Here is a 20985-nt window from a genome sequence, read left to right on the forward strand (position 1 = left end):
CGGCGGGGGCAACCCGGGCGGGCCGGGCGGCCAGCCAGGTGGTCAGCAGGGCGGCGGTAACACTCCGCCGGCGCAGGGCGGGCAGACCAACCCGCCGCAGGGCGGGCACAACAGTCCGCCGGCGCAGGGTGGGCAGACCAATCCGCCGCAGGGTGGCCAGAACAGCCCGCCGCAGGGCGGCCAGAACAACCCGCCGCAGGGCGGCCAGAACAGTCCCCCGCAGGGTGGCCAGACCAATCCGCCGCAGGGTGGCCAGAACAATCCCCCGCACGGTGGCGAGAACGCCCCGCAGCCCAACCAGCACGGGCAGTACCCGCAGCAGACCGGGCAGAACAGCCCGCCCAACGAGCATGGCCAAAACCCGCCGGGGCAGGGCGGACAGACCAATGCCCCGGTGAACCAGAACCCGCCGCCGAACAACAGGCCGCGGTATGAGGCGCTGAACCCGCCGGCCACGCAGCCGCCGCATCCGCCGTACGTTCCGCGCCACGACGTGGTCACCGCCAACGCGCAGATCGGTGGCCCCGCCGGTCCGGATGTCCAATTCAGCATCCCGGGTCGCGGGGCGCCGCCGCCGCCGCGTCCGCACGGCTACGGCTGGAACGACGGCCCGGCTCCGGGGCACCCGCCGCCACACTGGGAGGGCCCGCCGCCTCCGGGGGGCTGGGACGGTCCGCCGCCTCCGGGGGGTTGGAACCGGCCGTGGGACGGTCCGCCGCGTGACTGGGATGCGGGACGGCGCGACTTCGGACCCTTCAACTACAACACCTTCACCGTCGTCCCGGTCTTCAACTGGCAGTACGGAGGTTGGGGCTACTGGTTCTTCGGTGTGTGGGTGCCGCTCTACTGATCGTTGATCCGGTGTCAGCGGGCGCAGCCGTTCTTGGGCGCGCCCGCTGACGCGTGTCGGGGGTGTCTGCTCGACCTGCGATGGGGTTGCCGGGATGGCAGGCTCCGAGAATGGACGTGAGAGAGAACGTTCGCCGAGCCATCGACGTCATGACGGCTTGGTCGTCCGACGGCGGCGCTGACTTCACCTGGAGCCGGCTGGTCGAGAACGTGCTCGACGAGCCCGACGGCGACCTGATGCTGCTGATGGGCTTCGTCAATCTCGCGGGCGAGCTGGGGATCAGGCTCGAGAAGGCCACCGGTCAAGACGTGCGATCGCACCTGCAGGACATTGCCCGCAAATACCTCTGAGCCCGCACCTGCTTCTACTGCGGGTGGGCCGCCACGTACGCGGCGGCCGGGATCGGTGACGCCTCGTCGTAGCCGATGGGCAGCAGCACGTCGCCGGCCGTCGTCAGGCAGTAGACGTCCCACCGGTAGAACGCGGCGAACGTCGCGGGATCGGCGGCGATCAGCGCCGCGTACTGGTCGACGGCGCGCACGTATTCGCCGGCGTGGTTGTAGCCGTAGAGGGCGTGATCACGGTCGTTCGCGAAGCCGTTGGCGGCCAGGAAGCGGCCCGCCGCCAGGATGCTGTCGTGAGGTGAATGGATGTCGCCGCCCTGCCCATAGCCGGCGAACGTCGAGGGCAAAAACTGCATGGGGCCCTGGGCGCCGGCGGTGCTCGCGCCGACGATGCTGCCGAAGCGGCTTTCGACGAAGTTGATCGCGGCCAGGTAGTTCCAGCTGACGCCGGATTCCGCTTCCGCCTGGTGGTAGTAGTTCAGCAGCTCGTCTGCCGGTGCCGGCGGCTCGATCCGCCACGCCGGCAAGGTTTCTCGCGCCGGGGTCAAAGCGGTGAGTTGGCGACGGGCATCGACGTTGCGGTCGTAGACATCGACCAGTTCCGGCGGGATGCGCGGACGCGTGGTGGCGTCCCATTCGGGGTGGCGTCCGATGGCGCGGTAGGCCGCCTGCTCGCGATGCGCCGCCGCCGTCAGCGCAGCCTCGGCCGTCCCCGGATCGCGCAGCGCTCGCTCGTCGGCGACGAGGTCGTCGGCCAGCTGCGCGGGGTCCGACGCCAGTCGCGGCTGCGCGCCACCGGGCGTTCCCGCGTCGGCGGGCACCATGTGTGTCGTCGGCGCCGGCGGCGCGGCGGCGTGGGCGGACGTGGTAGGGCCGGTCGTCGCCGTCGGGTGCGGCGCCGAACACCCGGCGAGCGCGAACACGATCGCGCCGACGATCGAGGCGGCGGCGCGCCGGTCACGGCTCACGGTGATCACATCCGTCCATTGCCTCGAATCCCCCCGGCTCCGGTTGGTTGGCCCATCGCGAGTCTGTCGCATCGAACCGGGTGACTTCAATGTAGTGACGGTCTTTTGTTCACCGGTAGTTGTGACAATCGCGCGCTGCTCTCAAACTGATTGATATGCGCGACCGCGAGAAGATCGACTCGGAATTGCGGCTTATCGCGCTGCGGCGCCAAGCGATCCGTGAGCAGGGCGGTCGGCCGTCGTCCCTCGAGGCCGATGCGCTGCTCGACGAGATCTTGGCCCACGGCGCGGGGTCGTCCGAGCCCGGCGCGTTCGAGGACTGGGAAGCCGAGATTCTGGCCGCCGGCCCGTCGGCCGACGGGAAGGCCGGTGCCATCGCGTCTCGGCGACGGAAGGTCGCCGCGCTGCGCCGGTTGGGCCTGTTTGCGGCGTTACCGCTGTCTCTGGTGGCCGTGGTCTCCGCGGTGGTGGTGATGTTCGCGCTGCACCGCCAGGATCCGTCGGCAGAGCCGCAAGACTCCCCGCCATCGGCCGCGCCCTCCGCGCCGGTCGCGCCGAAGGTGTCCGCTCCGGCGGTCAACGTCGCCGACTCGGCGTTCGTCGCCGCGTTGAAGCAGGAGGGCGTGCCGGTTCCCAGCCAGGAGTACGTGACGAACCAGGGGCACGCGGTCTGCGAATTCCTGGCGCACCAACCGAACTTCGCCGATGCGGTCGGGTTCGTGCAGCGGAACTCGATCTGGGACGCCAATCAAAGCGCGAAGGTCACCGCGGGCGCCGTCGTGTCGTACTGCCCCCAGTCTCGGCCCACAGGCCCGGACCCGATGCAGCCGGATTATCAGAAATCGTTGTCTGACTTGCAGGACATCGAACGGAACCTGCAAGGCATTCAAGGGAAACTGCACGACATTCAAGGCGGTCTGGACGCCATCCCGGGTCGCCCGTAGGGCTGTCGTCCTCGCACCTAGCGCCCGGCTTTGTTGGCTGCGCTGGCCACCGGAAGAATGCCCAGGTAAATAGTGGCCGACCTTCATTGTTTTCGCAGGCACGGGTCAGTAGCGTGACGGCTGACAAGGAGGACTCGTGGGCTACCTCACCGCTAACGACCCGGTCGACCATCTGCGGACCAGCCGCCCATTAGTGGGCCAAGCGCTGAAGAGTCCGGCCAAAGAACCCGGGCTGCTGCTGATGGCGGCCGGTCTGGCGGCGTACGGGATTTGCCTCGCCTGCTTCGCCCACTACCAATACCGGGCAGGGATCATCGCCGCCGGCATCTCGTTGGTGGCGATGTCGGCGGGGGGAGCGTGGCTATGGAAAGAAGCACGGCGAGTCCGAAAACTTGACAGCGACTGGAACCTCGGGAACCGCGGGACCCGGCCGGCTGACCTTGCCGTCACGTCGGGGAATCGGAGCCCCCTGTCAGGATTGAACTGACGACCGCTCGCGACCGCTCGCCTACCAAGGCGCTGCGTCCGTGAGCTTCCGCCCTACATGACGACGCGTCCCGGGCGTCCCGCGCCTCCGCTGGCTCGAGTCGACGCGAGCTCGGACGGCATCACCCTGTCGTAGAATCGTCGTGGCTTATCGAGCCAACCCCGGCCGCGTTAGCTCAGTTGGTAGAGCGTCGCTCTTGTAAAGCGGATGTCGAGAGTTCGAGTCTCTCACGCGGCTCCATTCTTGTCGGTGCTCATGGATAGCGTCGGCTTGTGTCAGCGACCTGTCTGGGCTGCGGAGTTGATTTGGAAGGTCGTCGGCGAAAGGTGTTCTGCACCAACGCATGCCAACAGTCACACCGCCGACGCTTGCTCTTGAAGGCTTGGCTCGACACCGGAGTCTGTGGGCGCATGTCCTACCAGGGCCACTATGTCCGTGGCTACCTCTATGAGCAGCAGGGCGGTTGTTGTGCGATCTGCGGCATCGAGGACAAGTGGAACGGCGTGAGCCTGGCGCTGATCGTCGACCACATCGATGGAGACGCAAGCAACGATCGTCGCGAGAATCTGAGGCTGATTTGTCCCAACTGTGACAGCCAGCTACCGACGTTCAAGGCAAGGAATCGCGGCAGCGGTCGCTACAACCGCCGTCGGCGGTACGCCGACGGCCAGTCCTATTGACGCTCCGGCCGTCTGAGCATCCAACTAACGTTCTGGTCGGCTCTACCACTGAGCTCAGGAGGCGGGGTTGAATCGGACCCAGCCTAATCGGTCAGTCCTCGGTGTCGATCACGCGTGCTGAGCGCACCGCCCGCGACGACGGACGCCGGCGCCCCGGCAACGGAATCCGGTCGGCGATGTTGCTCAGCGGGTTGACCACCATGGTGAGCGCGATGACGGCGTCCTGCAGCGTGGCGATGGCGGGCTCGAGCGCCTCCATCCCGGGAGTGAGCCGGGCCAGGGTCTCGGCGACATCGGCGAGCTGATCCAGCGGCCCGTTCTTGGCCGTCAGCTTGTCGACGAGGCCGCCCTCGGCCAGCAGCCGGTCGGCCAGCCCGTCCTCGGCCAGCAGCCGCTCGATCAGACCCTCCTCGGCGACCAGCTGATCGGCCAGGCCGCCGGGCTGCAGCGTGCGGTGCAGGGCGCCGCCCTCGGCGGTCAGCCGGTCCAGCAGGCCGCCTTCCGCCGTCAGCATGTCGACCACCCCGCCCGGGCGCAGCAAGCGGTCGATCGGGCCGTCCGCCGCTATCGCCCGGCCCAGCGGGGCGTCGTCGTCGAGCAGCCTGGCCAGCCGGTTGGCCCGGACTATCGCGTCGTCGATCCCCCACATGGACGTCATGGCATTGGTGCCGCCGGCACCGCCCTCACCCAGCGCCCGCTTCGCAACCCCGACGGCCGCGCTCGCGACGCCCAAACCCGCATCCGCGGCGGCCAGTCCCACCCGGGCGGGCGCGGTCGCAGCCGACACGATGTTTCTGGCGAGGTTCATCCCACGAGTCTATTCGCGACGCTCGCCGGGATAGGGCTTATGTCCCAAGGCAATGCGATGATTCCTGGCAGACTACTATCAGTCTGTTAACACTGAGCTTTCAGGAAGCGCACAACCTTCACATAGCAAACGTTCAAGCAAGGACATGAGCATCTGATGACATCAACCCCCAATGACACGAGACCGGAGGCCCGCGTCCTCGTGGTCGATGACGAAGCCAACATCGTCGAGCTGCTCTCGGTGAGTCTGAAATTCCAGGGGTTCGAGGTCTATACGGCGACCAACGGCGCCCAGGCCCTGGATCGGGCGCGCGAGGCCCGACCCGATGCGGTAATCCTCGACGTGATGATGCCGGGCATGGACGGGTTCGGGGTGCTGCGGCGGCTGCGCGCCGACGGCATCGATGCCCCGGCACTGTTCCTGACGGCGCGGGATTCCTTGCAGGACAAGATCGCCGGCCTGACGCTGGGCGGTGACGACTATGTGACGAAGCCGTTCAGCCTCGAAGAGGTGGTCGCCCGGTTGCGGGTCATCCTGCGTCGAGCCGGCAAAGGCGGCGCCGAACCGCGCAGCGCGCGGCTCACTTTCGCCGACATTGAGCTCGACGAGGAAACACATGAAGTGTGGAAGGCGGGTCAGCCGGTATCGCTGTCGCCGACCGAATTCACGCTGCTGCGTTACTTTGTGATCAATGCCGGCACGGTGTTGAGCAAACCCAAGATCCTCGACCACGTCTGGCGCTACGACTTCGGAGGTGACGTCAATGTCGTCGAGTCCTATGTGTCGTACCTGCGCCGCAAGATCGACACCGGGGAAAAGCGACTGCTGCACACCCTGCGCGGAGTGGGTTATGTACTGCGGGAACCGCGCTGAGCCGGGCGGCAGCGAGAAGTAGATAGATGGACACCAAGCCTCGACGTGGATTGCCCCTTCGGATAGGGCTGGTCGCCGCAACCCTGGCCCTGGTCGCCTGCGGCCTCGCCGTGTCCGGCATCGCGGTGACGTCGATCCTGCGGCACAGCCTGGTCAGCCGCATCGACTCCACACTGCTCGACGCGTCCCGCGGCTGGGCGCAGGCCCCGCGGCGGCAGTCGGCGCCGCCCTACGAGGGGCCCGACCCGGGCCGGCCGCCGTCGAAGTTCTATGTGCGCGGCGTCAGCATCGACGGCACTCCGTTCACCGCCATCAACGACCGCAACGCCGAACCGGCGCTACCGGCCAACAACGACGTGGGCCCCAACCCGACGACGCTGCCCTCGGTGAACGGCTCGGACATTCAGTGGCGGGCCGTCTCGGTGCACGGTCCGCACGGGCTGACCACGGTCGCGATCGACCTGTCCGACGTCCAGCACACGGTCAGCTCGCTTGTCTGGCTGCAGATCGGCATCGGGGTGGCGGTGCTGGCCGTCGTCGGGATCGCCAGCTTCGCGGTGGTGCAGCGCAGCCTGCGGCCGCTGGTCGAGGTCGAACGGACGGCCGTGGCGATCGCCTCCGGTCAGCTGGATCGCCGTGTGCCAGAACGAGATCCGCGGACCGAGGTGGGCCGGCTGGCCCAGGCGCTGAACGGGATGCTCGCGCAGATTCAGCAGGCGCTGGCGTCCTCGGAGTCCTCCGCGGAGAAGGCCCGCGGCTCCGAACACCGGATGCGGCGGTTCATCACCGACGCCAGCCACGAACTGCGCACGCCGCTGACCACCATCCGCGGCTTCGCGGAGCTGTACCGCCAGGGCGCGGCCCGCGACGTCGCGATGCTGTTGTCGCGGATCGAGAGCGAGGCGTCCCGGATGGGCCTGCTGGTCGACGACTTGCTGCTGCTGGCCCGCCTCGACGTGCAACGACCCCTCGAACACCATCGGGTCGACCTGCTGGCGCTGGCCAGCGATGCCGTGCACGACGGGCAGGCGATCGACCCCGGGCGCACCATCACCATGGAGGTCCTCGACGGTCCCGGCACCCCGGAGGTGCTCGGTGATGAGGCGCGGATCCGCCAGGTGTTGAGCAACCTGATCGCCAACGCCCTGCAGCACACCCCGGAAAGCGCCGACGTCACCGTGCGGGTCGGTACGGACGGCGACCACGCGGTGCTCGAAGTGGCGGACAAGGGGCCCGGCATGAACCAGGAGGACGCGTCGCGCGTCTTCGAGCGGTTCTATCGCACCGACTCGTCGCGGGCCCGGGCCAGCGGCGGCACCGGACTGGGGCTATCGATCGTCGAGTCGTTGGTGCGTGCGCACGGCGGTGCCGTCAGTGTGACCACCGCGCCCGGCGAGGGCTGCCGCTTCCGGGTGACGCTGCCGCGCATCAGCGACGTGTCCGCGCCCGAGCCGGTTCACGCCAACTGAGCCAACGCCGCCTTGATCTTGGCCTGCGCCTCGTCCAGCGATTCCGGCGACGGGTTGCGGTCGACGTTGGCGAAGCCGAAGTCGCTGAGGCTGCGGGTGGGGAAGACGTGCACGTGCAGGTGCGGCACCTCGAGCCCGGCGATGATCACGCCGGACCGCTCGGTTCGGAACGCCTTGCACACCGCCTTGCCGATCAACTGGCTCACTTCCATGACCCGGGCGAAGGCCGCGGTGTCCACGTCTTGCCAGTTGTCGACTTCGGCGCGGGGCACGACGAGCGTGTGTCCCTGCGTCATCGGCTCGATCGTCAGGAACGCGACGACGTCGTCGTCCTCATAGACGAAGCGGCCGGGAAGTTCACGGTTGATGATCTTGGTGAAGATCGACGCCATGGGCCCCAGCATAGGTGCGTCGAAATTGCGGTAGCGGCAGTGGTCGCCCTGGCACCACGAGCCGCAAGGCAATCTCGGCGACGTACCGATGAGTTCGGCCGCTGTCTCGGGTCAATCCTGCGATGCCCCACAAGCGGATGGATTCAGGAGATCTCACCATGTCACGAGTGCGCGTGCACAACTTTTCGGTTTCCCTCGACGGCTTCGGTACGGGTATCGGCCAAAGCATGGATGCGCCGTTCGGGCACGCCGGCGGACGGCTACACGAGTGGTTTTTCGCGACGCGGACCTTCCGCGCAATGCACGGCGAGTCGGGCGGGGCCACCGGCGTCGACGACGCCTTGGCCAGCCAGTGGGCGCCGGGCATCGGCGCCGAAATCATGGGACGCAACAAGTTCGGGCCACAGCGCGGACCATGGACCGGAAAAGAATGGAAAGGCTGGTGGGGCGAAGAGCCGCCCTTTCACACCCCGGTCTTCGTGCTCACCCACCACCTCCGGCCCTCGATCGAGATGGAAGGTGGCACCACTTTCCACTTCATCGACGCAAGCCCCGTCGAATCCCTCCAGATTGCACGAAAAGCCGCTGGGAACAGCGATATTCGCCTCGGTGGGGGGCCGTCAAGCGTCCGCCAATTCCTTGCCGCGGACCTCGTCGACCATTTGCACATCGCGGTGGTGCCGATCATCTTGGGGCGCGGGGAGCGGGTGTGGGAGGGGCTGGAGGGCCTCGAACAGCGCTTCGACACGGTGGAGTCGGTGAGCAGTCCCAGCGGCGTCGTGCATCTGATCTTCACGCGCCGCTAGCAAGATCGCCGTTGGTCGAGGGCCGACTCAGTCCTCTTTGCCGAACTCCATCACGTCGAGGTTCCAGTACCCGCGCATGTTGGTGATCAGCCCGGCTTCGTTGACCTTGTAGGTGAACACACCGCGCACCTTGCTGGTGACTCCGCCTTCAAACCTGCTCTGCAGCACCAGAATATGAGCGATCTCGTCGGGCGAACTCGACGGGAAGGTCTCCTCGCACGTGATGGTCAGCTGGTTCTGCGCGATGTTGTTGTCGAAGAATTCGCCGACGGCCGCCTTGCCGCGCACCCCGGTTCCCTCGGGATTGGTGACGGACTTGCCGATCGGGTCCTCGATCACGACGTCGTCGGTCATCAGCGCGAGCCAGCCCTCGCGGTCCTTGCCCTGCGCGCAACGCCAGGACGATTGCGACGCCGTCAGTGCGGGGGTTTGGGCGGTTTGGGTCATCGTTGTTTCTCCTGTCACTAGATAGCGCACGCGGCGCGCGCGCCTTCCTCGGTGGCCTTGCGGATCAGGCCGAGCCCGGTGCAGTCGCCGGCGGCGTGCACCTCGGCGCCCGGCAGGGCGTCGACGATCGCATCGAACAGGGCGGTGTCGGGCTCGACCGTGCCGGCCAGCACGACGCTGTCTGCGGCCAGCCGCCGGGTGGTTCCGCCCGCGGGGGTGAATTCCACCGCGTCGGCGATGATGCGTTCGGTGATCGCGCGGACGTGCACCGTGACGCCCAGCCGGTCGAGACGGTCCATGTGTTCGGTCTTGCGCTTGTTGCCCACTTCGGGAGCGATGTCGTTGCCGGCTTCGAGTATGGCCACCAATCGGCCCCGGCCGGCGAGGAATTCGGCCAACTCGAGGGCGACCAGGTCGCCGCCGACGATGACGACGCGGCGTCCGATCGGCATCCAGGCCCGGCTGGCGAACCGGATCGCGGCGGGCCGCAACAGCCGCTGCGGCCAGCCGGACAACGCCGAGGCGCCGATGCGTTGCCAGGCCGGAGCGCCGGATTCCGCACGGCCACCGAGTAGATCGCGGAGCCCGGGCCCGGTGTGCACGTGCGCGCGATCGGCGCCGGGAATCGGGGGCACGACGACGCGGCCGCCGGTGGCCACCACCACGGCGTCCGGTGCGGACGCGACGACGTCGTGCACCGACGCCGCGTGGCCCAGTCGCACCTCGGTGCTGCCCGCCTTGAGCTCGTCGCACAGATAGCGCAGAAACGGCTGGTTCTCCGGGTGCAGCACCGAGGCCCAGCGCAACGCCCCGCCCAGCTGCGGGCCGCGCTCGAACAGCGTGACCTGGTGGCCACGCTCGGCGGCGACACGCGCGGCCTCCAGCCCCGCCGGTCCGCCGCCGATCACCACCACCCGTTTAGCGCGGCCGGTGCGGGCCGCGGACAGCTGACGTTCCTTACCGGTGCGCGGGTTGACCGCGCAGTCGACGGAGAAGCGCTGTTCCATTGCGTCGATGCAGTTTTCGCACGAGATGCATCTACGGACCCGATGCGCCTCGCCGGATGCGATCTTGCGCGGCAGGTCGGGGTCGGCCAGCAGCGGACGGCCCATGGCGATGAAGTCCGCCCGGCCGTCGGCCAGGATCCGTTCGGCCCTGGCCGGGTCGTGGATGCGGCCGACGGCGATCACCGGCACATCGACCACCTGCTTGACCGCGGCCGCGGCGCCGACGTTGAGTTCGTCGCCGTCGTCGGCGCCGTTGACCATGCCGGTGACCAGCCGATCGATCACCCCGCCGCTGACGTGGAAGGCGTCGACGCCGGCGGCGACGAGCTCGGGTGCCAGCCGGGCGGTTTCGTAGATGGCCCGGCCGCCGGCGACGCGCTCGTATCCGGAGATGCGCAGCGTGATCGGCAGCGCATCACCGATCTCGGAGCGGATCGCGGCCAGCGCCTCGATCACCACCCGCACCCGGCCGCGCGCCGAGTCGCCGCGATAGTCGTCGGTGCGCCGATTGCGTTGCGGGGCAAGGAAGGAGCCCAGCAGCATGTAGCCGTGCGCGGCGTGCAGCTCGATGCCGTCGTAGCCGGCCTCGACGGCACGCCGGGCCGCGGCCTTGAACAGGTCGAACACCTCGGTCAGCTGCTGCGCGCTGATCTCGGCCGACGGCCGCCCGGTGAGGTAGGAGGGAATCACGGAGGGCCCCAACGATTCGACGCCGAAGATCTCCGGCCCCAGGCCGTCGGGCCCGGCATGCACGATCTGCGGCTGGATCTTGGCCCCGTGCTCGTGCACCGCCTCCACCAGCGCCCGGTGCGCGCTCACGGCGTCGTCGGTGGCCAGGTGCAGGCCGCCCGGAGTCTCTGGGTGATGGTGGTCAACCCCGGTGGCGCCCAACGTGATCAGCCCGACGCCGCCGCGCGCGCGTGCCGCGAAGTAGTCGCGGGTGCGCTCCGACGGCAGCCCGTCCGGCGTGCCGTACATCGTCTCCATCGGAGACATGACCAGGCGGTTGCGCACGCTCATGGCGCCGATGCGTCCCGGCGCCATGAGGTGGCCGAAGCCGGTCACTGAGCGGACGCGGCTGATAAGTGGTTACCGGTCGGCGTCGGTGAACCGGATGACGCCGCGAATGTTCTTGCCGTCCAGCATGTCCTGGTAGCCGTCGTTGATCTGCTCCAGCTTGTACTGGCGGGTGATCATGTCGTCCAGGTTCAGCTTGCCGGCCTTGTACATCGACAGCAGCTGCGGGATGTCGTACTGCGGGTTGCCGCCACCGAAGATGGTGCCCTGCAGGTTCTTCTGCATCAGGGTCAGCATCGCCAGGTTCAGGTTGACGTTGGTGTCCAGGAGGCTACCGATGGCGGTCAACACGCAGGTGCCGCCCTTCTGGGTGATGTTCAGGTAGTTGTCGACGTCGGCGCCCTGCAGCTCGCCCACGGTGACCACGACCTTGTGGGCCATCAGGCCGTAGGTGACCTCGGCCATGCCCGCCATCGCGGCCATGATGTCGGGGTAGACATGGGTGGCGCCGAACTTGAGCGCCTGGTCGCGCTTCCACTCGACCGGGTCGATCGCGAAGATGTAGCGGGCGCCGGCGTTGACGGCTCCCTGCAGTGCTGCCATGCCGACCCCGCCGACGCCGACGATGGCGACGTCCTGGCCCGGGCGGATGTCAGCGGTGCGGACCGACGAACCGTAGCCGGTGGTGACGCCGCAGCCGACCAGGGCGGCGACCTCGAACGGGACGGACGGGTCGATCTTCACCACCGAGCTGCGGTGCACGACCATGTACGGGGAGAACGTGCCCAGCAGCGTCATCGGGTAGACGTTCTGGCCCTTGGCCTGGATGCGGAAGGTGCCGTCGGACACCGCGGCGCCGCCGAGCAGGCCGGCGCCCAGGTCGCACAGGTTGCGCATGCCCGCCTGACAGGTCGGACACTGCCCACACGACGGGATGAACGACAGCACCACGTGGTCACCGGGGGCGATGTCTTCCACGCCCGGACCGACCTCGGTGACGATGCCCGCGCCCTCGTGGCCGCCCAGCACCGGGAATCCGGCCATCGGGATGCCCCCGGTGACCAGGTGATGGTCGGAGTGGCACATGCCCGCCGCTTCCATCTGGATCTTGACCTCATGGGCTTGCGGGTCGCCGATCTCGATTTCCTCGATAGACCAGGGCTGGTTGAACTCCCAGATCAGTGCGCCTTTTGTCTTCACGATGGTCCTGACCCCATTTCGCCTTTGAATCGATCAGCGCTGACCGGCCCCTTCATGCCGGCCAGCTAGGTGACGGGTGCCACAGGCACCCTTGTCGCGTCAGCATAGCGCGTGCAACAAATCAAATGCTTGGTTGGCTCCCGCTGTCACCAGATGGGGACGGGGGCCTCGCCAAGCGGGTAGTAACCGGGCAGCTTTTCGCCGGCGATGCTGCGCTCGATCCGCCTCTGCATGCCCTCGCTCAGGTCGCCGGACTCGATGAGCTTGCCGAACATGTACGCGACGTGGCCGAAGTCAAAGAAGTCGCGCTGCCACTCGATCTGCTGGTCGCCGTTGAGCCGGAACCAGCTGCCGCCGATGCCGTAGATCTCGTCCTGAGTGCCGTCGGTCTTGTTGACGATCTGCTTCCAGAAGCCGACGATCTCGCCCTGCTTCTCGTCGATGAGCACCTTCTGGTACTCGTACACCCAATTCTCCAGGCCCTCCATCTCCAGGCCCAGGGCGACGTCGCGGATTTCGTCGACGCCGACGCACATCACGTCTTCCTTCGGGCCGATGTTCCAGCCGTAGGTGGCGTCTTGGGTGTAGAAGTCCGCCAACGGTCGCCAGTCGCCGGCCTGCTCGCAGTCCTTGTTGGCCTGCAGCCAGCGGTCGACCCATGCCTCGAGATCTTCGCGGGAGTGTGACGCCATTGTCCTCAATCTTTCTCTTTGATGAAAAGTGCTTGCGTTGGGCACATATCGACCGCGCGCTCGACTTCTTCGCGGGCGTCTTCGGGTGGTTCGGGGTCGAGGATCTCGACCTTGCCCCGCTTGGGCACCCGGAAGTAGTCGGGTGCCTCCAGTTCGCACATGGCGTGGCCCTGACACAAATCCAGATCCGCTTCGATTCTGAATCCGCCCATCGGACTTACTCCTTACCCGCTGCGCTTGCGGTAGCGGACCTTGGCCGGCCGGGCCAGCTGCACGACCATCTTGGAGTGGTCGTTGTGATAGCTGTCCGCAGGCTGCGCCATCTCGAACTCGTACTCGCGCAACAGGACAGAGAAGATCGCCTTGATCTGCATCTGCGCGAACGCGGCGCCGACGCAGCGGTGCCGGCCCGCGCCGAACGGAATCCAGGTCCACCGGTTGACGATGTCGGCCTGCTCGGGCTTGTTGTAGCGGTCCGGTTTGAACGCATCCGGGTCGGGAAAGTCCTCGGGAATCCGGTTTGAGATCGCCGGGGACGCCGCGACGAAATCACCGGCGTGGATCGGGAAGCCCTCGACCTCGAACTCGCCCTGGGCCACCCGCATCAGGATGATCAGCGGCGGGTGCAGCCGCAGTGTCTCCTTGACCACGTTGTCCAACTTCGGAATCGACCGCAGCGCATGGAAACTCACCTCCTGGCCGTCGGCGTAGAGCTCCTCGAGCTCGGCCAGCACCTCGGCGTACACGTCGGGGTGGCGGATCAACTCGATCAGGGTCCACGCCGAGGTGCCCGAACTGGTGTGGTGCCCGGCGAACATCAGCGAGATGAACATCCCGGTGACCTCGTCGGCCGAGAAGCGGGGCTGGCCGTCGTCGTCCTTGATCGACACGAGCACGTCGAGCATGTCGCGGTCGCTCTTGTCCTTCGGCGGGTTGGCCAGCCGCTGGTTCATGATTTCCTGCACTAGCGCAACGAGTTTGACGCGGGCCTCGTCGCGGCGCCGAAAGCTCTCGATGGGCAGGTAGGGGTCGACGTAACACAGCGGGTCGGTGCCTCGTTCCAGCTCGTGGTAGTACTCCGCGAACCGGTGGTCGAGCTGGTTGCGGAATTTCACGCCGATCAGGCAGGCGGTCGAGGTGTAGATGGTCAACTCGGAGAAGAAGTCGAGCAGCTCGATCTCGCCCTCGTCGCCCCAGTCGGCGATCATCCCCTTCACTTGAGCCTCGATGGTCGCGGCGTGGCCCTTCATCTGCTCGCCGCGCAGCGCCGAGTTGTGCAGCATTTCCTTGCGCCGCTCCGGGCTGGCGTCGAACACCACACCCTTGCCGAAGATCGGCGCCATGAACGGGTACGCCGCGGCCTGGTCGAGGTCTTCGTCGGCGGACCGGAAGAAGAATTCGTTGGCACCCGCGCCGGACAGCAGGATGACGTGCTTGTCGACCAGCTGGAACCAGCCGACGTCGCCGCACTCGTCGCGGACGCGCTTCATCAAACCGATTGGGTCGGTGCGGAATTCCTCGAGGTGGCCGTGCTCTTCTTCGCCGCCGGAAACCCGCGGCACGGTGGCAGTTGTCGTCATGACGGCATCCCCTCTTCGCCGAGCGCGAGTTTCTGGCGATCTTTGTTGTCGGCCAACGGGGCTTCGGGCTGAAGCTCCATGTTCGCGATGAAGCCACCGCGGGGTGTCTCGGCGACGAAGGTGATGGCGCGTCCCAAATCCGCCGCGCGCAGGAAGTAGTCGTGGCGCGCCTGGCCCCACTTGGCCCAGTCCTCCAGTGCGGGTCCGATCTTCTCGGCCGGCAGGCTCCAGCCCATCGACGTCTTCGTCGGGCCGGGATGCACGATCGAGGCCCGCACGCCGGTGCCCTCGAGTTCCATCTGGAAGTTGGTGACCATCGCGACGAGCGCGGCCTTGGCCGCGCCGTAGGCGCCCATGTGCGGTCGCTGGCGCAGGGCCACATCGGAACCCACGAAGATCAGGTCGCCGCGTTGCCGGTCGAGCATGCCGGGCAGCACCGCGGTGGCCAGCCGGTTGGCGCCGACCAGATGGATCTGCAGCTGCGACTCGAACTCGTCGGTGGTGATCTCGGCGAGCTTGCCGAAGTAGGTGTCGCCGGCGCCGGCGACCAGCACCTCGATGTCACCGAGCGCCTCGGTCGACTGTGCGACAAAGGATTTCACCGAGTTCGGGTCGGTGACGTCCAGGTGGAATCCGACGGCCTCGCCGCCGTTCGCGTTGATCTTGCCGACGATGTCGTCGAGCTTCTCGACCCGGCGCGCGCCCAGGGCGACCGGGAAACCGTGCGCCGCGAGTTCGATGGCGGTTGCCTCTCCGATGCCGGAGGACGCACCGGCCACGATGGCGGGCCGGCGTTCGGGCAAGGGTTCAAACCGGGGCATTCAGCGGACCTCCACGCTCATTGGTAGGTGAGCGAATCCGCGGACATTGCTCGAGTGGACGCGGACGGCGTTGGCCTCGTCCACCTCGTAGCCGCGGATTCGCTTGAACAACTCGGTGAGCGCGACCCGGGCTTCCATCCGCGCCAGATGCGCGCCCAGGCAGAAGTGTGCGCCGCTACCGAAACTCAATAGTTTGGGCCCGATTTCGCGCCCGATCAGGTAGTCGTCGGGGTTGTCGAAGACCCGCTCGTCGCGATGCCCGGACCCGGGCAACAGCAGCAGGACATCGCCCTCGGGAATGGTGGTGTCGTAGAGGGTGAGCTCGCCGGAAACGGTGCGGGCCAGGATCTGGCTGGAGGTGTCGTAGCGCAGGGTCTCCTCGACCCACAGCGGCACCCGCGACAGGTCCTCGTAGACCGGCGTCAGCTGGTCCGGATTCTTGTGACCCCAAAACGCGGCATTGGCAAGCAGTTTGGTGGTGGTCTCGTTGCCGGCGATCACCATCAGGAACATGAACCCGAGCACCTCGTCGTCGGTGAGCCGGTCACCGTCGATCTCGGCCTCCAGCAACGCCGAGGTCAGATCGTCGGTCGGCTTCTCGCGCCGCTCGGCCACCATGCCCTGGTAGTAGACGATCAGGTTGAGGGAGGCTTCCACCGCTTCGGGCGGCACGTCGGTGACGCCCTCCTCGCGGTGCATCACCCCGTCGGCCCAGGCCCGCACCCGATCCCGATCCGGCTCGGGGACGCCCATCAACTCGGAGATGACGTCCATCGGTAGCTTGCCGGCGAACTCGTCGATGTAGTCGACCGCACCGTCTTTGGCCTTCGCCAGCATCGTGTCGAGATGCTGGGTCGCGATCTCGGTAACCCGGGGCTCGAGTTCGCGAATACGGCGCGGGGTGAAGCCTTTTGAGACCAGCGTCCGCAGTCGCAGGTGGGCGGGATCGTCCATCGCCAGGAACGACATCGTCTTGCTGGCGTGCGGGCCTCGCGACGCCGGGTCCAGCGAGACGCCGTACTTGTTGGAAAGCGTTGTGCTGTTGCGGAATCCCTGCAGCACATCCTGGTGCCGCGACAGCGCCCAGAACTTCAGCTCGTCATTGCGATACAGCGGGGCCTCGTCGCGCAGCCGCTTGTAGTAGGGGTACGGATCTTCGTGGAAGTCGTAGTCGTAGGGATCGAGGACCAGCTCGTGGTCGCCCACATGGACGGTCATCTAAGTTCTTGTCTCCTCGCTTGTGTTCCCTGGGCCGGGCAGGATCAGGTTCACTACGTAGGCCAATTGGTCGGCGATCTGGTGATAGGTGAACTGGCCACTGGCGGCCTGCACCAATGCACCGAAGAACATCATCTCCAGCGCGGCCACCGTGTTGGGGTCGGCGCCGGGCCCGATCGCCGTCGCGATGCGCCGGTGGATTTCCGCCCCGATGCGGTCGCGCACGGCACCCACCGCCGGATCGGTGCCACCGCCGAGCAGCGCCGTCGTGCACGCGGCGCCAACCTCCGGCTCGTCCGCGACCACCAGCGCCAGGTGACGTAACACCTTGTCCACCCGGACCGGCATCGGGTCGTTGACGTCGGTGAAGAACGGAACCTGCCGCACCAAGTCCAAGTAGACCTCGGCGATCAGGTGGTTCTTCGACGAGAAGTAGGTGTACGCGGTGGCCGGGGCGACTTTGGCGCGGGCGGCGACCGCGCGCACGGTCAGGTCGGCGTACGACTTCTCTCGCAAGGTCTCGATGCCGGCCACCAGCACCTTGCGGAAGGTCTCCTCCTGGCGACGGTTCCGTGCCGGCTGACCGGTCTGGCGGTCGTCGTCGGATGTCATCGTCACCAGTGCGTCGCTGGACACATGTCCAAGCTAGTGGATCGAAACGGTGTGAAGCAAGCCCGCGCGACAAATATGCTGCCTAATGGCCATTTACCGGGGTATCTTGGGCGACGCCCGAGATCGGCTCTTGCACCGTCGGCGACCGGGCGACTATGGTTCGATCGGACAATATCGGACAACTGTCCACCAGATTGCGTGCCGGGTTGGCCGCGCACAGACGGGAGCGGGACATGGCCTTGTTGGCCGACGGCGTGAGTGAACTCTTCATCGACGGCAAGCTGTCGGCTGGCAGCGCCGGCAACTTCCCCACGGTGAACCCGGCGACCGAGGAGGTGCTGGGTGTCGCCGCCAACGCCGACGCCACCGACATGGACCGCGCCATCGCCGCCGCGCGGCGCGCCTTTGACGAGACGGACTGGTCGCGCAATACCGAATTGCGGGTGCGCTGCATACGACAGCTGCGCGATGCGATGCGCGAGCACATCGAAGAACTGCGCGACATCACCATCGCCGAGGTCGGCGCCCCCCGGATGCTCACCTCCGCCGCCCAGTTGGAGGGCCCGGTCGGCGACCTGAGCTTCGCGGCCGACACCGCCGAGTCCTACGAGTGGAACACCGACCTCGGCCAGGCATCGCCGATGGGAATCCCGACCCGACGCACGATCGCGCGGGAGGCCGTCGGCGTCGTCGGCGCCATCACCCCGTGGAACTTCCCGCACCAGATCAACCTCGCCAAACTGGGTCCCGCGCTGGCCGCCGGCAACACCGTGGTGCTCAAGCCCGCACCGGACACACCCTGGTGTGCAGCCGTGCTCGGCGAAATCATCGCCGAACAAACCGACTTCCCGCCCGGCGTCGTCAACATCATCACGTCGAACGACCACCGGGTGGGGGCGTTGCTCTCGAAAGACCCTCGGGTGGACATGGTTTCGTTCACCGGATCGACCGCAACCGGCCGCAGCGTGATGGGTGATGCCGCCGCGACCATCAAGCGTGTGTTCCTCGAGCTGGGCGGAAAGTCGGCGTTCGTCGTTCTCGACGATGCCGACCTGGGCGGGGCCTGCTCGATGTCGGCGTTCACCGCGGCCATGCACGCCGGCCAGGGCTGCGCCATCACCACTCGGCTGGTGGTGCCGCGGGCCCGCTACGACGAGGCCGTCGCCATCGCTGCGGGCACCATGGGCTCGATCAAGCCCGGCGACCCCGACGACTCCGGAACCGTGTGCGGGCCAGTGATTTCCGCGCGGCAACGGGACCGCGTCCAGAGCTACCTCGATCTGGCGATCACCGAGGGCGGGACGTTCGCCTGCGGCGGCGGCCGCCCGGCGGACAAAGACCGCGGCTTCTTCATCGAACCCACCGTCATCGCGGGCCTGACCAACGACGCGCGGCCCGCCCGGGAGGAGATCTTCGGGCCGGTGCTCACCGTGATCGCCTACGACGGCGAGGACGACGCGCTGCGCATCGCCAACGACTCGCCATATGGCTTGTCCGGCACCGTGTTCAGTGCCGATCCCGAGCGTGCGGCCAACTTCGCCGCGCGGATGCGGGTGGGCACCGTCAATGTCAACGGCGGTGTCTGGTACTCCGCCGACGCGCCGTTCGGCGGATACAAGCAATCCGGCAACGGACGCGAAATGGGCGTGGCCGGCTTCGAGGAGTACCTGGAAATCAAAACCATTGCCACAGCTGTGCAGTGACCGCGCCAGATAGGCGACCGAGAGGAAAACATGCGATTCGAGAATAAAGTCGGCATCGTCACCGGGTCCGGTGGCGGCATCGGGCAGGCGTACGCCGAGGCGCTGGCCCGCGAGGGCGCGGCGGTGGTGGTCGCCGACATCAACGCCGAGGCCGCCGACGCGGTCGCCAAGCAGATCGTCGCCGACGGCGGAACCGCCATCAGCATCCCGGTCGACGTGTCCGACCCCGCGTCGGCCAAGGAGATGGCCGACCGCACGCTGGCCGAGTTCGGCGGCATCGACTACCTGGTCAACAACGCCGCGATCTTCGGCGGCATGAAGCTCGACTTCTTGCTCACCATCGACCCGGAGTACTACCGCAAGTTCATGAGCGTGAACCTCGACGGGGCGCTGTGGTGCACCCGTGCGGTGTACAAGAAGATGGCCAAGCGCGGCGGCGGAGCGATCGTCAACCAGTCATCCACCGCCGCCTGGCTTTACGCGAACTACTACGCCCTGGCCAAGGTCGGACTCAACGGCCTGACGCAACAACTCTCCCGCGAACTGGGTGGCCAGAATATCCGGATCAACGCGATCGCCCCCGGCCCCATCGACACCGAGGCCAACCGGACCACCACCCCCAAAGAGATGGTCGACGACATCGTCAAGGGTCTGCCGCTGTCGCGGATGGGCACGCCTGCGGATCTGGTCGGCATGTGCCTGTTCCTGCTCTCCGACGAGGCGTCATGGATCACCGGACAGATCTTCAACGTTGACGGCGGGCAGATAATCCGATCATGAGTGACAATCTGAAGCTCGGCTACATCGGGCTGGGCAACATGGGCGCGCCGATGGCCACGAAGATGACCGAATGGCCCGGCGGGGTAACGGTTTACGACATCCGCACCGAGGCGATGACCCCACTGGCCGAAAAGGGCGCCAGCCTGGCCGACAGCGTCGCCGACGTCGCCGCCGCCGACATCATCCACGTCACCGTGCTCAACGACGCCCAGGTGCGTGAGGTGGTCGGCGAGCTGGCGGCCAACGCGAAGTCCGGCACCGTCATCGCGATCCACTCGACCATCAGCGACACCACGGCGGTCGAGCTCGCGGCCGAACACAAACCGCGGGGCATCCACATCGTCGACGCACCGGTCAGCGGTGGGGCCGCTGCGGCGGCGAAGGGCGAGCTCGCCACGATGGTGGGCGCCGAGCGTGAGGTCTACGAAAAGATCAAGCCGGCGTTCAAACACTGGGCGGCGATGGTCGTCCACGCCGGCGAGCCGGGCGCAGGAACCCGAATGAAGCTGGCGCGCAACATGTTGACGTTCACCTCCTACGCCGCGGCGTGTGAGGCCATGCAGCTCGCCGAGGCGGCAGGGCTGGATCTGCAGGCCCTGGGCCGGGTGGTCCGCCACACCGACGCGCTCACCAGCGGCCCGGGGGCGATCATGGTCCGTGACAACATGAAAGACATTGAGCCGGACAACTTTCTATACGAGTCCTTCGTGCACGCCCGCGGCCTGGGGGAGAAGGACTTGAGCCTGGCGCTGGGTCTCGGCGAGGCGGTGTCGGTCGACCTGCCGCTCGCCCAGTTGGCCTACCAGCGGTTGGCCGCGAGCCTTGGAGTTCCGCACACAGAGAAAGAGGCGTGATGGACGAGCTGCGCAGCAAGGGTCTCGCGAAGATGAATGAGGTCTACGGCTGGGAGATGCCCAACATCGAAGGCGACGCGTACTTCGATCTGACCGTGGACCACCTGTTCGGCAGCATCTGGACGCGACCGGGATTGTCGATGCGCGACAAGCGCATCATGACACTGACGGCGGTGACCGCGATCGGAAACCGCGACCTGGCCGAGATCCAAATCAACGCCGCACTTCTCAACGGCGAGCTCACCGAGACCGAGCTGAAGGAGATGGCCGTCTTCCTCACCCACTACCTGGGCTTCCCGCTGGGTTCGGCGCTCAACGGCGCGGTCGACGCCGTCGTCGCCAAGCGCAAGAAGGCCGCGGCGAAGGGTTCCAGTGAGGACAAGAAGGCCAACGTGGATGCCGCGTTGAAGATGCACTCGGGCGAGTGATCCAC

24 protein-coding genes and 1 tRNA gene are annotated in these 20985 nt (G+C 67.2%); 13 read left to right on the plus strand and 12 right to left on the minus strand.

Annotated features, from left to right (window positions below):
- A partial coding sequence (locus A5732_RS27625; protein ID WP_253189076.1) for an MAP_0585 family protein occupies window positions 1–850 on the plus strand: 850 nt, incomplete at its 5' end.
- A gap of 110 nt (window positions 851–960) precedes the next feature.
- Window positions 961–1200 carry a hypothetical protein gene (locus A5732_RS15550; RefSeq protein WP_064951372.1) on the plus strand — a complete coding sequence of 80 codons (240 nt, stop codon included), beginning with the start codon at window positions 961–963 and terminating at the stop codon, window positions 1198–1200.
- Window positions 1201–1214: 14 nt separating this feature from the next.
- On the opposite strand, the gene A5732_RS15555 is transcribed toward A5732_RS15550, so the two are convergent.
- Complete coding sequence (locus tag A5732_RS15555; protein WP_076102836.1) at window positions 1215–2162, minus strand: lytic transglycosylase domain-containing protein; 948 nt, start codon at window positions 2160–2162, stop codon at window positions 1215–1217.
- 155 nt (window positions 2163–2317) lie between these two features.
- Between A5732_RS15555 and A5732_RS15560 the strand changes: the two genes are divergently transcribed.
- From A5732_RS15560 to A5732_RS15575, 4 genes are all read left to right on the plus strand, one after another.
- Window positions 2318–3106, plus strand: a complete 789-nt coding sequence (locus A5732_RS15560; RefSeq protein WP_076102698.1) for a DUF732 domain-containing protein — start codon at window positions 2318–2320, stop codon at window positions 3104–3106.
- Window positions 3107–3242: 136 nt separating this feature from the next.
- On the plus strand, window positions 3243–3593 hold the full coding sequence (locus A5732_RS15565; protein ID WP_142256627.1) for a LapA family protein: 351 nt from the start codon (window positions 3243–3245) through the stop codon (window positions 3591–3593).
- Between the two features lie 164 nt (window positions 3594–3757).
- Window positions 3758–3833, plus strand: a tRNA-Thr gene (locus A5732_RS15570).
- A gap of 32 nt (window positions 3834–3865) precedes the next feature.
- Complete coding sequence (locus tag A5732_RS15575; protein WP_076102700.1) at window positions 3866–4273, plus strand: HNH endonuclease; 408 nt, start codon at window positions 3866–3868, stop codon at window positions 4271–4273.
- A gap of 91 nt (window positions 4274–4364) precedes the next feature.
- On the opposite strand, the gene A5732_RS15580 is transcribed toward A5732_RS15575, so the two are convergent.
- On the minus strand, window positions 4365–5081 hold the full coding sequence (locus A5732_RS15580; RefSeq protein ID WP_076102701.1) for a hypothetical protein: 717 nt from the start codon (window positions 5079–5081) through the stop codon (window positions 4365–4367).
- A 156-nt stretch (window positions 5082–5237) separates the two neighbouring features.
- Between A5732_RS15580 and phoP the strand changes: the two genes are divergently transcribed.
- Together phoP and A5732_RS15590 are read left to right on the plus strand one after the other, a co-directional pair.
- Entirely contained in the window at window positions 5238–5954 is a 717-nt protein-coding gene (gene phoP / locus A5732_RS15585; protein WP_064951367.1) for a two-component system response regulator PhoP, read from the plus strand.
- A gap of 26 nt (window positions 5955–5980) precedes the next feature.
- Window positions 5981–7423 (plus strand): sensor histidine kinase, encoded by a 1443-nt coding sequence (locus tag A5732_RS15590; protein WP_076054996.1) that lies wholly within the window; start codon window positions 5981–5983, stop codon window positions 7421–7423.
- On the opposite strand, the gene A5732_RS15595 is transcribed toward A5732_RS15590, so the two are convergent.
- Window positions 7411–7815 carry an HIT family protein gene (locus tag A5732_RS15595; RefSeq protein WP_064951365.1) on the minus strand — a complete coding sequence of 135 codons (405 nt, stop codon included), beginning with the start codon at window positions 7813–7815 and terminating at the stop codon, window positions 7411–7413. The genes A5732_RS15590 and A5732_RS15595 overlap by 13 nt on opposite strands.
- 158 nt (window positions 7816–7973) lie before the next feature.
- Between A5732_RS15595 and A5732_RS15600 the strand changes: the two genes are divergently transcribed.
- A complete protein-coding gene (locus A5732_RS15600) occupies window positions 7974–8621 on the plus strand; it encodes a dihydrofolate reductase family protein (protein ID WP_076055028.1) in 648 nt (215 codons plus the stop codon).
- A 27-nt stretch (window positions 8622–8648) separates the two neighbouring features.
- Here the strand turns inward: A5732_RS15600 and A5732_RS15605 are convergent, their stop codons facing one another.
- The 9 genes from A5732_RS15605 to A5732_RS15645 all read right to left on the minus strand — a co-directional run bounded on the left by A5732_RS15605 (window position 8649) and on the right by A5732_RS15645 (window position 17239).
- Window positions 8649–9068 carry a ketosteroid isomerase family protein gene (locus tag A5732_RS15605; RefSeq protein ID WP_076054994.1) on the minus strand — a complete coding sequence of 140 codons (420 nt, stop codon included), beginning with the start codon at window positions 9066–9068 and terminating at the stop codon, window positions 8649–8651.
- Between the two features lie 17 nt (window positions 9069–9085).
- On the minus strand, window positions 9086–11140 hold the full coding sequence (locus A5732_RS15610) for an FAD-dependent oxidoreductase (protein WP_076102702.1): 2055 nt from the start codon (window positions 11138–11140) through the stop codon (window positions 9086–9088).
- A 24-nt stretch (window positions 11141–11164) separates the two neighbouring features.
- Window positions 11165–12292 carry an NDMA-dependent alcohol dehydrogenase gene (locus A5732_RS15615; RefSeq protein ID WP_064951362.1) on the minus strand — a complete coding sequence of 376 codons (1128 nt, stop codon included), beginning with the start codon at window positions 12290–12292 and terminating at the stop codon, window positions 11165–11167.
- A 146-nt stretch (window positions 12293–12438) separates the two neighbouring features.
- The gene (locus A5732_RS15620) at window positions 12439–12984 is read right to left on the minus strand and encodes a hypothetical protein (protein WP_076102703.1); all 546 of its coding nucleotides are present in this window, start codon (window positions 12982–12984) and stop codon (window positions 12439–12441) included.
- Window positions 12985–12989: 5 nt separating this feature from the next.
- Entirely contained in the window at window positions 12990–13196 is a 207-nt protein-coding gene (locus A5732_RS15625) for a ferredoxin (protein WP_064951360.1), read from the minus strand.
- Between the two features lie 12 nt (window positions 13197–13208).
- Window positions 13209–14564, minus strand: coding sequence for a cytochrome P450 (locus A5732_RS15630; RefSeq protein WP_076054988.1), 1356 nt, complete (start codon window positions 14562–14564; stop codon window positions 13209–13211).
- The gene (locus A5732_RS15635; protein ID WP_064951358.1) at window positions 14561–15385 is read right to left on the minus strand and encodes an SDR family oxidoreductase; all 825 of its coding nucleotides are present in this window, start codon (window positions 15383–15385) and stop codon (window positions 14561–14563) included. The genes A5732_RS15630 and A5732_RS15635 overlap by 4 nt, the downstream gene beginning before the upstream one ends.
- Window positions 15386–16603, minus strand: a complete 1218-nt coding sequence (locus tag A5732_RS15640) for a cytochrome P450 (protein ID WP_076102704.1) — start codon at window positions 16601–16603, stop codon at window positions 15386–15388. It abuts the gene before it with no gap.
- Window positions 16604–17239, minus strand: coding sequence for a TetR/AcrR family transcriptional regulator (locus A5732_RS15645; protein ID WP_076054984.1), 636 nt, complete (start codon window positions 17237–17239; stop codon window positions 16604–16606). It lies immediately after the preceding gene.
- Window positions 17240–17448: 209 nt separating this feature from the next.
- Here A5732_RS15645 and A5732_RS15650 point away from each other — a divergent pair, with 209 nt between their 5' ends.
- The 4 genes from A5732_RS15650 to A5732_RS15665 are packed head-to-tail and all read left to right on the plus strand — an operon-like array spanning window position 17449 to window position 20980.
- Window positions 17449–18918 (plus strand): aldehyde dehydrogenase, encoded by a 1470-nt coding sequence (locus tag A5732_RS15650; protein WP_076102705.1) that lies wholly within the window; start codon window positions 17449–17451, stop codon window positions 18916–18918.
- A gap of 30 nt (window positions 18919–18948) precedes the next feature.
- The gene (locus A5732_RS15655) at window positions 18949–19698 is read left to right on the plus strand and encodes an SDR family oxidoreductase (protein WP_064951354.1); all 750 of its coding nucleotides are present in this window, start codon (window positions 18949–18951) and stop codon (window positions 19696–19698) included.
- Window positions 19695–20552: an NAD(P)-dependent oxidoreductase gene (locus tag A5732_RS15660; protein ID WP_076102706.1), complete on the plus strand. Its 858-nt coding sequence runs from the start codon at window positions 19695–19697 to the stop codon at window positions 20550–20552. The genes A5732_RS15655 and A5732_RS15660 overlap by 4 nt, the downstream gene beginning before the upstream one ends.
- The gene (locus A5732_RS15665; RefSeq protein ID WP_076054978.1) at window positions 20552–20980 is read left to right on the plus strand and encodes a carboxymuconolactone decarboxylase family protein; all 429 of its coding nucleotides are present in this window, start codon (window positions 20552–20554) and stop codon (window positions 20978–20980) included. The genes A5732_RS15660 and A5732_RS15665 overlap by 1 nt, the downstream gene beginning before the upstream one ends.
- Window positions 20981–20985: the final 5 nt, after the last annotated feature.

Origin of the sequence: Mycobacterium colombiense (assembly GCF_001953985.1) — a bacterium.
In the GTDB taxonomy this organism is placed as follows: Bacteria; Actinomycetota; Actinomycetes; order Mycobacteriales; family Mycobacteriaceae; genus Mycobacterium; species Mycobacterium colombiense_B.